Genomic DNA, 14732 nt, shown 5'->3' on the forward strand with positions numbered 1-14732 from the left:
CTTTTAAAATTAAAATTTACTTACCGAGGCAGAATTGAGAGAAGAGCTGGTCAATCAAACTTTCATGGACACTCTCCCCAATTACCTCACCCAATAGTTCCCACGCTCTTGTCAAATCTATTTGTACGATATCAATAGGTGTATCCATTTCCACTCCTGCAATTGCTTCTTCTATCGAATGAAGTGCCTGGCCAATCAATGCAATATGCCGGCTATTAGAGACATAAGTCATATCGCCAGCCTCTATTTCCCCTGCAAAAAACAAGTCTGCAATTGCTTGCTCAAGTTCTTCAATTCCCTTATCTTCAATAAGTGAAGTCGTTATGATTTTCCTGCCAGATGCAAGAGCCTCTACCTCTGTAAAATCAATTTGTCTCTCCAAGTCCGTCTTGTTGACTATAATAATCGTGTCCATTCCTTCAGTTGCCTTAAAAATATTCCGATCCTCATCGGTCAACCGGTCGGAATTATTTAAGACAAGCAGAATCAAATCTGCATCTTTCAATACCTGGCGCGATCTTTCAACACCTATTTTTTCAACAATATCCTCAGTTTCCCTTATACCTGCAGTATCTAACAGCCTTAGGGGGACACCTCTTACATTGACATATTCTTCAATGACATCCCGGGTTGTACCTGGAATATCCGTTACAATAGCCTTGTTTTCCTGAACAAGGCTATTCAGCAAAGAGGATTTTCCAACATTCGGTCTTCCTACAATCACCGTCGAAAGCCCTTCCCTCAATATTTTACCCTGCTGGGATGTTTGTAAAAGCCCTTGCAATTCGCCTCTTATATAATTGGACTTTTCCAACAGCATAGTATGGGTCATTTCTTCAACATCATCATACTCTGGATAGTCTATATTCACTTCAACATGAGCAAGGATTTCAAGGATTTCCTGGCGGAGCCTTTTAATGAGGCGTGATAGGCGCCCCTCCATCTGCCCAAGAGCTACATTCATCGCCCTGTCTGTTTTTGCCCGAATCAAGTCCATTACAGCCTCTGCCTGGGAGAGATCGATACGTCCATTAAGAAAGGCGCGTTTTGTAAATTCACCTGGTTCAGCCAGCCTGGCTCCATTGTTCAATACGAGCTGAAGGACTCGATTGACACTAACCAGCCCCCCATGGCAGTTTATTTCTATTACATCCTCCCTTGTGAACGTCCTAGGCCCCCTCATAGCGGAGACCATTACTTCTTCAACAATTGAGTCTGTCTTTGGATCGACTAGGTGCCCGTAATGGATTGTATGGCTAGGAACCATTGATAGTCTTTTTCCGGCCGGGTTCCTGAATACTTTATCAGCAATTGAAAAAGCGTCATCGCCACTTAAACGGACTATCGCAATCGCTCCCTCACCCATAGGGGTCGATATTGCCGCAATCGTATCAAACTCCATATTATCCACCTCTATTCTTATAGTCCAATACATTTATCTATTAAATGAAGTCTCATTAGTTTAAAACACCAAAATAGTAGCATACCATAGCTTGATTGGCTGCGAAAGGCTGCTTATCCACAGCTGTTAAAGTCAACAAGTTTTATTTTAACTTATCCACATGTGAATAACAATAAAGCATGTCTGAATGGAAAGAGTTTTTGAAACCATTATGTTATTTTGCCTTAAATCATTAAAAGATTTATGTCCACTCCAGGAAGACACCTCTTCAATTCAATTTTTTTCATAAAAAAAACTCCCTGCCAGCTGCCTGACAAGGAGTTTTCCTATTAATAAAAATTAACGGATTGGTGAAATCACAATATGCCGATGAGGCTCGGTACCATCCGAATAAGTTTTAACTTTCGTGTTTTCTGACAATGCCGTATGAATGACTTTTCTTTCATATGATGGCATCGGCTCAAGTGTCACGTTCTTACCTGTTTTCAATGCCTTTTGTGCGAGGCGCTGAGCAAGCTGGATAAGTGTTTCATTTCGTCGATTCCGGTAATCCTCAGCATCCAGAATGACAGTTAAATATTGTTCCGAGAATCGGTTAAGGACCAACTGAGTCAAATATTGCAGGGAATTGAGAGTCTGGCCCCTTTTACCAATCAATATTGCGATTTTTTCTCCAGAAAGAACAAATGTTACATGCTTGCCATCCTTAATTGTTTCAATTTCAATTGGGGCTCCCATTTGTTCAGCCACCTGATATAGAAATTTTCTTGCCTCTTCTAGCGGATCAATTCTTACTGTTACCTTTACAATGGCCGGCCTCGAGCCGAAACCGAAAATCCCTTTTTTACCTTCGTCAACAATCTCAACATCTGTACGTTCTTTCGTGGTGTTTAACTGAGCAAGTGCTGATTGTACTGCATCTTCAACGGTTTGTCCGCTGGCAGTTATCTGTTTCACTTTTTAGCTCCCCCCGCGTTGCCGGAGGCTTGCGCCTTTTTCAAGTCCGGCCCTTTAATGAAATATGTTTGGACAATCATGAAAATATTTCCTACTACCCAGTACAGAGAAAGGGCTGCCGGGAAATTAATCGCAAATATAATAATCATAAGCGGCATCATCCAAAGCATCATCTGCATTTGAGGATTGTCCGGCATTCCGGCCATTGACATTTTTTGTTGGATAAATGTAGTCAGGCCAGCTACTAACGGAAGGATATAATATGGATCCTTATCCCCTAGGTCGAACCAAAGGAAGTTATGGTCAGCAATTGCCCTCGTCCTTGATATTGCATGGTAAAAACCAATCAATATCGGCATCTGGACAAATAACGGGAAACAGCCTGCCATTGGATTGACACCATGTTTCTGGAATAATGCCATTGTTTCCTGTTGCAATTTTTGCTGTGTCTTTTGGTCCTTGGAGCTGTATTTCTCTTGAAGCTTTTTCATCTCTGGCTGCAAAGCCTGCATTGCCTTTGTACTCTTTGTCTGTTTAATCATTAAGGGCAGGATAGCCAGACGAATCAAAATAGTTACGGCGATGATCGATAACCCAAAGCTCCCCCACAATAATTCTGCTCCCTCAATAATTAGCCAAGAAAGCGGGTAGACAATGTACTCATTCCAAAAACCTGTGCTCTCTGCTGTTATCGGCTTGTTTACCTCGGTACAACCTGTTAAGAAAAGAACAAATGAAAACAAACCAATAAACGTGAATATTCGTTTACTCAACCGAAATTTCCTCCTTAAAACGGATGGTTATATTGGTGGGAAAACCCATACATACTATTAAAGAGACGCTATCTGAATCATTCTATCATTTTTTTCCCTGAAGTGCTTTCAAAATTTGCATATAGGAGCAACTTTTCACTTTTTTTCATAGGAATAGTCCCTTTTCAACACCTTTGCAAGCTTCAATACATGCACCAGGCTTTTTTTGACCTCAAAAAAGTCCATATCAGAAACAGGTTTCCTGGCTATAATGACATAGTCAAAACCATTTGCGAGTCCGTCTTTCACTTCAAAAACCGACTGACGTATGTATCTTTTAACCTGGTTACGAACCACAGCATTCCCTATCTTCTTGCTCACTGATAGGCCAATTCTAAAATTGGTTTGTCCTTCTTTTTTTAAGACGTAAACAATGAACTGCCTATTGGCTGTTGAATGTCCCTTTTTAAAAACCTGCTGAAAATCCTTATTCTCTTTTATTCTGTATTCCTTTTTCATACGCACACCTTCACTCCGGACTAATAACAGCCCATCCCTAAGTGTCATCCTAACCTTTAATAGAACTCTCTATTCCAAATCAACCGATAATCTAGACTGATCGAGAGTATACCAATTGTCCTATTTTCCTCCAAATAGAAAAAAAAGACCACTGAGACGGTCAGTGGCTTAAGCTGATAATACTTTTCTTCCTTTTTGGCGACGGCGTGCAATTACCTTGCGGCCGGTTGCAGAGCTCATACGCTTACGGAAACCGTGAACTTTGCTATGTTTCCTTTTATTTGGCTGGTAAGTCCTTTTCATTCTATGACACCTCCCTGAGGAATTGCTTAATTGCTTATAAAGACAGTCTGGATATTTTAGAAATAGTTTTTGTTGAGACAGTCTTAATTATTATAGAGAGGTCCCCTGCCAATTGTCAACTATTGTTTGGGTTTTTCATACTTCTTCCAACAATGTTCAACTGCTCAACACTTTTTTGAATTGAACTAATATAGGTAGATTCGAATTCTTAAGTGAGAGGAACCAAATCAATTTTAACTTAAAACTCCCGCGACGAAATATTTAAATTATCGCGTTCAATCATTTATATAGGATATATAGGAGAAAGAACGAATGCAGTAAGGGAAGCTAAATAAATTCAAAGTACCTTTTACTTACAAACCCTGCCTACTATATATGATCCGGAAACCCTTCTTCATGCAGCAGGTTTTCTTCAAACTGCATTGCAAGGATTCTTTCTATCCCTTCACCAGTATAATCCGCGTTAGTTTAGATTAACAAGCAAACTTCCAAAACTTACTTCTTCATATCTCACTTTGCCAAAACCATTTTCTTAATCCTAGTAAACAAAATAAAAGACTGAGTATTTTTTACTTTTTTTCATCACAGAAAAAAGAGAAAACCAGCGCTCTACTTAAGCTGTGGATAATTTCCGACATATTTTTTAGCTTTTCAAGAGGTTATTGACAAGTTTTTCACATGTTCTCTTATTGTGGATAAATTTTGTTAACAAACCTGTTGTTGTTGTGGATAATCTTTTAAAACCATTGCGCACCTTATCTTTTTCTGATATTATAGTTGTGTTTTCACTTCTACGAATTAAATGTGGATAAATTAATTATCCACAGACTGTGGATAACTTGTGGACAGTTATTCAAGGGTGTTGTTGAAATTTGTCCACAGGTAGAGGATATTGTCGAAACCCCTTCTTCTTTCCTTATTATATGTTTTTCCACAGTTACAACCACCTGAATATTTATACAACAGGGTTATACACCTTGTATAACAGTGACCAAAATATTCGCTTTTCATGAATTTTTATTATTCTACTAAAAAAGGAGGGAAAATAGATTGGAGAATATCTCGGACTTGTGGAATGAAGCTCTGGCCAGTATACAAAAGAAAATAAGCAAACCAAGCTTTGATACCTGGCTTAAATCAACCAAGTCGCATGCACTTCAAGGTAATACATTAATCATTACAGCACCGAACGAATTTGCCCGTGATTGGCTAGAAGAACGTTATTCCCAGTTAATCTCAGAAATACTTTATGAAATTACGGGAGAAGAACTTGAAATCAAATTTATTATTCCTCAGGTACAAAATGATGATGTACTTGATTTGCAATTTTCCAAAACAAAAGCGAAAAAAGAGGATGAACATAACGATATCCCTCTTACAATGCTAAACCCAAAATATACATTTGATACATTCGTCATCGGATCTGGAAACCGATTTGCCCACGCAGCATCACTTGCTGTTGCAGAGGCTCCAGCTAAAGCCTATAATCCCCTATTTATTTATGGTGGAGTTGGACTTGGTAAAACACACTTGATGCATGCGATTGGCCATTATGTTTTGGAACATAACCCGTCAGCCAAGGTGGTTTACCTTTCCTCTGAAAAGTTCACGAATGAATTCATCAATTCAATCCGCGATAACAAGGCAATTGAATTCCGTAATAAGTACCGAAAAGTTGATGTACTTTTAATTGATGATATTCAATTCCTGGCTGGCAAAGAATCCACCCAGGAAGAATTTTTCCATACATTTAATACATTACATGAGGAAAGCAAACAAATAATTATCTCTAGCGATCGGCCTCCGAAAGAAATTCCGACTCTCGAAGACAGGCTCCGAAGCCGTTTCGAATGGGGTCTGATTACAGACATCACCCCTCCGGATCTCGAAACGCGGATTGCAATTCTTCGAAAGAAAGCCAAGGCAGAGGGACTTGATATTCCGAATGAAGTAATGCTCTATATAGCGAACCAAATCGATTCCAATATTCGTGAACTCGAAGGGGCTTTAATTAGAGTTGTTGCTTATTCTTCATTAATAAATAAAGATATTAATGCTGATTTGGCAGCAGAGGCTTTGAAAGATATTATTCCGAATTCGAAACCAAAAATGATTACAATACTTGATATTCAAAAAGCTGTAGGACAGCAATTTAATATTAAACTTGAGGATTTCAAAGCTAAGAAGAGAACTAAATCGGTTGCCTTCCCACGGCAGGTTGCAATGTATCTATCCAGGGAATTAACAGATTTCTCATTACCAAAGATTGGTGAGGAATTCGGAGGCAGGGATCACACAACCGTTATTCATGCTCATGAAAAGATTTCGAAACTACTCACTTCGGATGTCCAGCTTCAAATGCAGGTTAAAGAATTAAATGAGCTGTTGAAGGTTTAATGAATTTGTTGATAAGTCCTTATCAGTTACACACAGTCTATCCACATGTGGATAGACTGTCTTTCCTCTGAAAAAAAGACTTATCCACATAATCACAGGGCCTACTAGTACTTCTACGATTTTTAAAGAACTTATTAATATATTCATCTACAAGAAAATTATGACGTGATCGGGGGAATAAAAATGAAATTCAGTATTCAACGGGACAATCTAGTCCAAAGCGTGAATGATGTAATGAAGGCAGTTACATCGAGAACCACAATTCCAATTCTGACAGGTATAAAGATTGTTGCCGGAGAAGAAGGTGTCACTCTCACTGGAAGTGATTCTGACGTTTCTATTCAATCTTTCATTCCAAAAGAAGAAAACGGGGATGAAATTGTTGAAATTAAACAGCCGGGAGCGATTGTCCTCCAGGCAAAGTTCTTTAGTGAGATCGTAAAAAAGCTCCCTACTGATACTGTGGAGATTGAAGTGCAAAATCAGCTTCAGACTGTTATCCGTTCAGGAAAATCCGAATTTAATCTTAATGGACTTGATGCAGAGGAATATCCTCACCTTCCACAAATTGAGGAAGATAACAAATTCAGGATTCCAGCAGATTTATTAAAAGCATTGATTCGCCAAACTGTTTTCGCAGTGTCCGTCTCAGAAACACGCCCTATCTTGACAGGTGTAAACTGGAAGATGGAAAATAATGAATTAACCTGTATTGCAACAGATTCCCATCGCCTGGCATTAAGAAAGGCCCGTGTAGAAACGGAGAACAACGAAACCTATAACATCGTGATACCTGGTAAAAGCCTGACTGAATTGAGTAAGATTATTGCAGACACAAATGAACCAGTAGACATTGTCATTACAGAGAATCAAGTTTTATTTAAATCAAAGCATGTCTTATTCTTCTCAAGACTCCTTGAAGGAAACTATCCTGACACTTCCAGACTGATTCCTTCAGAAAGTAAAACGGATGTTGTCTTGTTTACGAAGGATTTCCTTCATGCGATTGATCGTGCTTCCTTGCTCGCCAAAGAAGGAAGGAATAATGTTGTTAAGTTTTCCACACTTTCAGACAACATAGTGGAGGTTTCCTCAAATACACCTGAAATTGGAACAGTAGTTGAAGAAATACAGGGACAATCTGTTGAAGGAGAGGAATTAAAAATTTCCTTCAGTGCAAAATACTTAATGGATGCTCTTAAAGCCCTTGAAGGAACAGATATAAAAATTAGCTTTACTGGAGCGATGAGGCCTTTTGTAATTCGTCCGATTCATGATGAATCAATACTCCAGCTTATCCTTCCAGTTAGAACTTATTAGTATGTATGCTTTGGTAAGAGGCTGCCGGTTAATCCTGGCGGCTTTTCTTGCAATTGAAGGGTGACACAACTCCTGCAATTTGGGGTGAGTACCGAATTTCCCGGAGTAGTGTCACCAGGAGCAGATAAGTGGTTTTATAATTAAATTTTCAAATAAAAGGAAATTATTGAAGTTGCCCTTAATTTCTTTGAATTCTTTGTAACTAAGCCAAATTTTTAGTAAAATAAAGTATTGATACTTTCTAGCTAAACCATTTCGGAAAAGAGTGGACAATATGCGAGAAGAAATAAAAATAGATACAGACTATATTACGCTGGGACAATTCCTTAAGCTTGCGGATGTCATTCAAACGGGAGGCATGGCCAAATGGTTCCTTGGTGAGCACAAGGTGTATGTTAACGGTGAGCAGGATCAAAGGAGAGGCAGAAAGCTAAGGGATGGGGATAAAGTGAAGATTCCTGGATTTGGCGAGTTTGTCCTTAGAGAATCTTAAAGGATGTTTATATGCATATTGAACAGCTTGCTTTAAAAAATTATCGGAATTATAAGGACATATCAATCGACTTTGAAAACAAAGTGAATGTCTTTCTAGGGGAAAATGCCCAAGGGAAGACAAACATTATGGAATCCATTTATGTCCTGGCTATGGCAAAATCACACCGTACCACAAATGATAAAGATCTTATTCGCTGGGATACAGAGTATGCTAAAATAGAAGGACGGATCAAAAAGCGACACGGTTCAATCCCCATGCAGCTAGTTATATCCAAAAAAGGGAAAAAAGCTTGGTTCAACCACATTGAACAGCAGCGACTGAGCCAATATATCGGCAATATGAACGTGGTTATGTTTGCTCCTGAAGACCTGAATCTCGTCAAAGGCAGTCCGCAGGTACGCAGGCGTTTCATAGATATGGAGATTGGGCAGGTTTCACCTGTCTATTTGCATGGTGTCAGCCAATATATGAAAATTTTGCAGCAGCGAAACCATTACTTGAAAATGCTGCAAATCAAAAGATCCACCGATGAAACAATGCTTGATATCCTGACTGAACAATTCATAGAAGCGGCAGTCAAAACAACGATTAAGCGATTTGAATTCTTAAAGATTCTTGAAAAGTGGGCACAGCCCATCCATAAAGGAATATCCAGGGGTACTGAAACGCTTGAAATCCGTTACGAGCCATCTGTTAATGTATTAGAAGGCCAAGACTTGTCGAAAATGATAGAAGTATTTCAAGAGAAATTCACCAAAGTCAAACAGAGGGAAATGGAAAGAGGAACGACGTTATTTGGACCACAACGGGATGATGTCACATTTTATGTAAACGGTAGAAATGTACAGACTTTTGGATCCCAGGGACAGCAACGGACAACCGCGCTTTCTGTTAAACTTGCTGAAATAGATTTGATTTATTCCGAAATAGGTGAGTACCCCATATTATTGCTTGATGACGTGCTTTCAGAACTGGATGACTACCGCCAATCCCATTTATTAAATACGATAGCCGGGAAGGTCCAAACGTTTGTAACAACGACAAGCATAGAAGGAATAGATCATCAAACAATGAAAGATGCTTCAACTTTTATTGTCAATGCCGGTGAAATTCTAAAAAGGAATTGAGGTTTTTATGTACATTCATATTGGTGAGGATCATATGGTAAGAGCCAGTGAAATTATTGCGATCATCGATAAGGATAGTGCTGTTGTTCCTGAAACCGGCAAAAGCATTAACCTCTCTAAAGGATCATTTAAATCGGTGGTTATTACCGAGAAAAATGTCTACCTATCCCCTCTTGCTTCAAGTACATTAAAAAAACGTTCATACCAGGGAAAACAGGATTATTGAAATGAACTTTATATAGATTATAAATTTACAAGCAACAAAAAAGGACTTTTTTAAGCTAGTTTATGGGAAAAGTTGAGCATTTTATTATTCGTAAAGAATGGACAATCCCTACCGATGGGAACAAAAGTATTGAAAGTGCAGGTGACCGGTTTGGCGATGGAACAAGATATGATTAAGGAACAAGCCTATGATGCCAATCAAATACAGGTTCTAGAGGGTCTGGAAGCGGTAAGGAAGCGCCCGGGAATGTATATAGGCTCTACAAGCGGCAAAGGACTTCACCACTTGGTCTGGGAAATTGTCGACAACAGTATTGATGAGGCTCTGGCTGGCTATTGCGATGAAATTAGAGTCATCATTGAAGAAGATAATAGCATTACAGTAATAGATAACGGCCGTGGTATCCCGGTAGGACTCCACGAAAAGATGGGAAGGCCAGCTGTTGAAGTTATTATGACGGTGCTCCACGCGGGCGGTAAATTCGGCGGCGGCGGATATAAAGTATCTGGAGGCCTCCATGGTGTTGGTGCCTCTGTCGTTAATGCGCTATCTACATTTCTTGAAGTATATGTACACAGGGACGGAAAGATTCATTATCAGAAATTTGAGCGTGGTGTCCCTGCGAACGATCTTAAGGTTATAGGAGAAACCGACCGTACGGGTACTACAGTACACTTTAAACCCGATCCGGAAATTTTTACCGAAACACTTGAATACGAATACGATGTCCTGGCTAACAGGATTAGGGAACTTGCTTTCTTGAACCGCGGTCTCCGGCTTATCATTGAAGATAAGCGGGTTGAAAATAAGAGTAATGAGTATTACTACGAAGGCGGCATCAAGTCATATGTTGAGCATTTGAACAGAACGAAAGAAGCCATCCACGAGCCGATTTATATGGAAGGCGGCCGTGATGGAGTGAATGTGGAAGTTGCCATGCAATATAACGATGGCTATACCGGGAATCTTTATTCTTTCGCCAACAATATCCACACGTATGAAGGCGGTACTCACGAATTCGGCTTTAAAACTGCCTTGACGAGAGTTATAAATGACTATGCCCGAAAGAGTGGAATCTTTAAGGAAGCGGATGCGAATCTTTCTGGGGACGATGTGCGTGAGGGATTAACAGCAATTGTTTCAATTAAGCATCCTAATCCCCAATTTGAAGGACAGACAAAGACGAAGCTAGGTAACTCTGAGGTCAGGGCCATTACTGATACAGTATTTGCCGATAAATTTGAGCAATTCATGATGGAAAACCCTGACGTCGCCAGAAAAGTCGTTGAGAAGGGCCTTATGGCGGCAAGGGCTAGGCTCGCGGCCAAAAAGGCACGTGAATTAACACGAAGGAAAAGTGCCTTAGAAGTATCAAGCCTTCCCGGAAAGCTCGCAGACTGTTCTTCCAAAGACCCATCTGAAAGTGAAATTTATATAGTTGAGGGAGATTCTGCAGGAGGTTCAGCCAAACAGGGCCGTGACCGCCATTTCCAGGCAATCCTGCCTCTGCGCGGTAAAATCCTCAATGTTGAAAAATCAAGGCTTGATAAAATCTTGTCCAACAACGAGGTCAGAGCGATTATTACAGCTGTTGGAACAGGAATTGGCGAAGATTTTGATATAAGTAAAGCCCGTTATCACAAGGTTGTGATTATGACAGATGCGGATGTTGATGGAGCCCATATTCGAACTTTATTATTGACGTTCTTCTACCGATATATGCGCCCAATCATTGAGTCTGGCTATATTTACATTGCCCAGCCGCCTTTGTATAAAATCCAGCAGGGCAAAAAGATCGAATATGCGTACAACGAAAAACAGCTGGAAAAGGTCATGTCCGAATTGCCGGCAACGCCTAGGCCGAATGTACAACGCTATAAGGGTTTGGGAGAAATGAACCCCGAGCAGTTATGGGAAACGACTATGGATCCATCTGTAAGGACATTGCTGCAGGTTAGCCTGAACGATGCGATTGAGGCGGATGAAACATTTGAAATCCTGATGGGAGATAAAGTAGAACCTCGCAGGAACTTCATTGAAGAAAATGCCCAATATGTAAAGAATCTGGATATTTAATGCAAGACTAAACTGGATGATTTAAAACGCAAGGATAGATTGGCAGTCTATCCTGCTTTTTAATAAAATTATGGTTTTTAATTTGTTAAGGATGGCAGTGCTTGATAGGTAATTCATCTATTAGCCGCTTGTTCCTTAAGTGGAGGGTTATCTGATGGCTGATTTTGAAAACTCTCGTGTAGAGGAAATTAATATAAGCCAAGAAATGAAATCATCATTCCTTGATTATGCGATGAGTGTTATCGTTTCAAGGGCCCTGCCCGATGTACGGGATGGCCTCAAACCGGTACACCGCCGGATTCTGTATGCAATGCATGACCTTGGAATGCATTCTGATAAACCATATAAAAAATCTGCTCGTATCGTTGGTGACGTAATCGGTAAATACCACCCGCACGGTGACCAAGCTGTCTATGAAACCATGGTCCGTATGGCGCAGGATTTCAACCAGCGGTATATGTTAGTTGATGGCCATGGGAACTTCGGTTCGGTGGATGGAGACTCGGCCGCGGCCATGCGTTACACTGAATCGAGAATGTCAAAAATATCGATGGAGTTATTGAGGGACATAAACAAAGATACAATAGATTATCAGGACAACTATGATGGTGAAGAAAGAGAGCCTGTTGTCCTCCCTGCCCGCTTCCCGAATCTCCTGGTTAATGGAACTACAGGTATTGCGGTGGGAATGGCAACTAATATTCCACCTCACCAGCTGGGTGAGGTCATTGATGGTGTTCTTGCGGTTAGTAAAGATTCGGATATTACCATTCCGGAGCTTATGGAAATCATCCCTGGCCCTGATTTTCCAACAGGCGGGATTATTCTAGGCCGAAGTGGGATACGCAAGGCCTATGAAACCGGCCGGGGTTCTATTACCATACGTGCTAAGGTAGAAATTGAACAGCTTAAGAATGGAAAGGAAGTCATCATTGTAAAAGAACTTCCTTACCAGGTAAATAAAGCAAAGCTTATAGAGAAGATCGCCGAGCTTGTCCGTGAAAAGAGAATCGATGGAATTACTGATCTTCGGGACGAATCCGACAGGCGAGGGATGAGGATTTACATTGAGGTTCGAAAGGACACAAATGCAAATGTCCTTCTTAATAATCTCTACAAACAGACAGCCATGCAGACAACCTTTGGCATAAATATGCTGGCGCTTGTTAATGGGCATCCGAAAGTTCTAAATCTCAAGCAATGCTTAACACATTATCTTGATCACCAGAAAGTTGTAATCAGACGCCGGACCGAGTTTGAGTTGCGTAAAGCGGAAGCACGCGCCCATATTCTCGAAGGTTTGCGAATTGCACTTGATCATCTTGATGCAGTCATTACGTTAATTCGTAACTCCAGAACAACTGATATCGCTCGTGAGGGCTTAATTTCTACCTTCAATCTTTCCGAAAAGCAAGCACAGGCAATCCTCGATATGAGGCTCCAGCGTCTGACAGGACTGGAAAGGGAAAAAATTGAAGAAGAATACCAAAATCTAATGGCACAAATTGCTGAGTATAAGGCAATTCTTGCTGATGAAGAAAAGCTTCTGCAAATTATCCGTGATGAACTGACAGAAATTAAAGAGCGCTTTAATGATAAAAGGCGGACAGAAATAGCTTCTGGCGGCCTCGAGCACATTGAGGATGAAGATTTGATTCCTGTCGAAACTGTCGTTTTAACTTTGACCCATAATGGCTACATTAAACGCCTGCCTGCTTCAACCTACCGTGCGCAAAAACGTGGGGGGAGAGGTATCCAGGGCATGGGGACGAATGAAGATGACTTCGTAGAACAGTTAATTACCACTTCAACTCATAACACTATCCTATTCTTTACTAATAAAGGGAAGGTGTATAAAACCAAAGGATATGAAATTCCTGAATTCAGCAGGACTGCAAAAGGGATCCCTATTATTAACCTATTGGGGATTGAAAAAGGCGAATGGGTTAATGCCATTATTCCTGTAGAAGAATTTGTCGATGACTGGTTCCTATTCTTTACCACGAAAGAAGGAATTTCAAAACGTTCGCCTTTATCTTCATTTGCGCATATCCGTAACAATGGGCTTATTGCCCTGAATCTTCGCGAAGGTGATGAATTGATTTCTGTGAGAATGACAGATGGTTCAAAAGAAATAGTCATCGCCACGAAGAAAGGCATGCAGATACGTTTTGCTGAAACAGATGTCAGGACCATGGGGAGAACTGCCACGGGTGTAAAAGGTATTACGCTCGATTCTGATGATGAAGTCATTGGAATGGAAGTTCTTGAAGGTGATTCAGAGGTCCTCGTCGTTACAAGTAAGGGCTACGGTAAACGGACCGACGCAGCCGAATACCGCATTCAGGGACGAGGCGGAAAAGGAATCAAGACGGCCAATGTTATTGAAAGTAAAAATGGCCACCTTGTTTCTATGAAGACTGTCACTGGTGAAGAAGATCTCATGCTTATTACCACAGGTGGAGTACTGATAAGAATTCCGGTCGATAGTATTTCGAAGGTAGGCCGGAATACAATTGGCGTAAAGCTAATTAATATTAAAGAAAACGAAAGTGTTGCTACTGTTGCAAAAGTCGAACGCGAGGACGAAAAGGATGAGGAAGGCTTGGAACTGCCAGAGTCAGTGATTGATGCAGCCCATCCTGATGAAACTGTAACAGTAAGAGAAGTAATCGAATTAGATGAACCTGTAGAATCCTCAGAAACAGATTCTGATGAAGGATCCGAGGAGTAGACTAATTAAGAATAAGCAGAGAGGAGCAAAGGGTGGGAAAACCCTTTGCTCCTTTTTTATGGCTGTCTAAACGCGTGAATATTTGGTGCACCCTTAGTGTAGTGCCTCATCTGACTGGTTTTACATTGTATTCAATCTTAATGAAACTATTTTGAATCTTACGAACTAACTATTCTTTCTAAAGCTATTGCAGTAAAACCATAATGTTGTTATAATCACAAACGCAGCAGAAGTTGAACACATATTCATAGTAAAAAAGATATAAAAAAGTGTTGACTTATCGAGTTGTGAATGGTATATTAATAAAGTCGCTGTTACGCGATACATTAAAAAGATTGTTCCTTGAAAACTAAACAAACAAGCGTCAACAAACAATAATATTTTGATGGCTTCGGCCATCAGCCAACGTAACTTTATGAGCTA

At 40.3% G+C, this 14732-nt stretch carries 12 protein-coding genes; 7 read left to right on the forward strand and 5 right to left on the reverse strand.

Features of this window, described 5'->3' with window-relative positions:
* Positions 1 to 16 precede the first annotated feature (16 nt).
* The 5 genes from mnmE to rpmH form a co-directional block, all read right to left on the reverse strand.
* Positions 17 to 1402 (reverse strand): tRNA uridine-5-carboxymethylaminomethyl(34) synthesis GTPase MnmE, encoded by a 1386-nt coding sequence (mnmE, locus tag TY16_RS24305; protein ID WP_043934282.1) that lies wholly within the window; start codon positions 1400 to 1402, stop codon positions 17 to 19.
* A gap of 339 nt (positions 1403 to 1741) precedes the next feature.
* Positions 1742 to 2359 carry an RNA-binding cell elongation regulator Jag/EloR gene (jag, locus tag TY16_RS24310; protein WP_043934283.1) on the reverse strand — a complete coding sequence of 206 codons (618 nt, stop codon included), beginning with the start codon at positions 2357 to 2359 and terminating at the stop codon, positions 1742 to 1744.
* Entirely contained in the window at positions 2356 to 3132 is a 777-nt protein-coding gene (gene spoIIIJ / locus TY16_RS24315) for a YidC family membrane integrase SpoIIIJ (protein ID WP_043934284.1), read from the reverse strand. The genes jag and spoIIIJ overlap by 4 nt, the downstream gene beginning before the upstream one ends.
* A 135-nt stretch (positions 3133 to 3267) precedes the next feature.
* A complete protein-coding gene (rnpA, locus tag TY16_RS24320) occupies positions 3268 to 3630 on the reverse strand; it encodes a ribonuclease P protein component (protein WP_043934285.1) in 363 nt (120 codons plus the stop codon).
* Between the two features lie 168 nt (positions 3631 to 3798).
* Positions 3799 to 3933 carry a 50S ribosomal protein L34 gene (gene rpmH / locus TY16_RS24325; RefSeq protein WP_043934286.1) on the reverse strand — a complete coding sequence of 45 codons (135 nt, stop codon included), beginning with the start codon at positions 3931 to 3933 and terminating at the stop codon, positions 3799 to 3801.
* A 1050-nt stretch (positions 3934 to 4983) separates the two neighbouring features.
* Here rpmH and dnaA point away from each other — a divergent pair.
* The 7 genes from dnaA to gyrA all read left to right on the forward strand — a co-directional run bounded on the left by dnaA (position 4984) and on the right by gyrA (position 14309).
* Positions 4984 to 6330 (forward strand): chromosomal replication initiator protein DnaA, encoded by a 1347-nt coding sequence (gene dnaA, locus TY16_RS24330; RefSeq protein ID WP_043934287.1) that lies wholly within the window; start codon positions 4984 to 4986, stop codon positions 6328 to 6330.
* 183 nt (positions 6331 to 6513) lie between these two features.
* On the forward strand, positions 6514 to 7650 hold the full coding sequence (gene dnaN, locus TY16_RS24335; RefSeq protein WP_043934288.1) for a DNA polymerase III subunit beta: 1137 nt from the start codon (positions 6514 to 6516) through the stop codon (positions 7648 to 7650).
* Positions 7651 to 7924: 274 nt separating this feature from the next.
* A complete protein-coding gene (yaaA, locus tag TY16_RS24340) occupies positions 7925 to 8143 on the forward strand; it encodes a S4 domain-containing protein YaaA (protein ID WP_043934289.1) in 219 nt (72 codons plus the stop codon).
* Between the two features lie 11 nt (positions 8144 to 8154).
* On the forward strand, positions 8155 to 9273 hold the full coding sequence (recF, locus tag TY16_RS24345; protein WP_043934290.1) for a DNA replication/repair protein RecF: 1119 nt from the start codon (positions 8155 to 8157) through the stop codon (positions 9271 to 9273).
* 7 nt (positions 9274 to 9280) lie between these two features.
* Positions 9281 to 9499, forward strand: coding sequence for an extracellular matrix regulator RemB (remB, locus tag TY16_RS24350; protein ID WP_043934291.1), 219 nt, complete (start codon positions 9281 to 9283; stop codon positions 9497 to 9499).
* A 168-nt stretch (positions 9500 to 9667) separates the two neighbouring features.
* Positions 9668 to 11575: a DNA topoisomerase (ATP-hydrolyzing) subunit B gene (gyrB, locus tag TY16_RS24355; RefSeq protein ID WP_442853263.1), complete on the forward strand. Its 1908-nt coding sequence runs from the start codon at positions 9668 to 9670 to the stop codon at positions 11573 to 11575.
* Positions 11576 to 11729: 154 nt separating this feature from the next.
* Positions 11730 to 14309 carry a DNA gyrase subunit A gene (gene gyrA, locus TY16_RS24360; RefSeq protein ID WP_043934293.1) on the forward strand — a complete coding sequence of 860 codons (2580 nt, stop codon included), beginning with the start codon at positions 11730 to 11732 and terminating at the stop codon, positions 14307 to 14309.
* Positions 14310 to 14732: the final 423 nt, after the last annotated feature.

This window comes from Bacillus sp. EB01, assembly GCF_000613125.1.
Taxonomy (GTDB): domain Bacteria; phylum Bacillota; class Bacilli; order Bacillales; family Cytobacillaceae; genus Bacillus_D.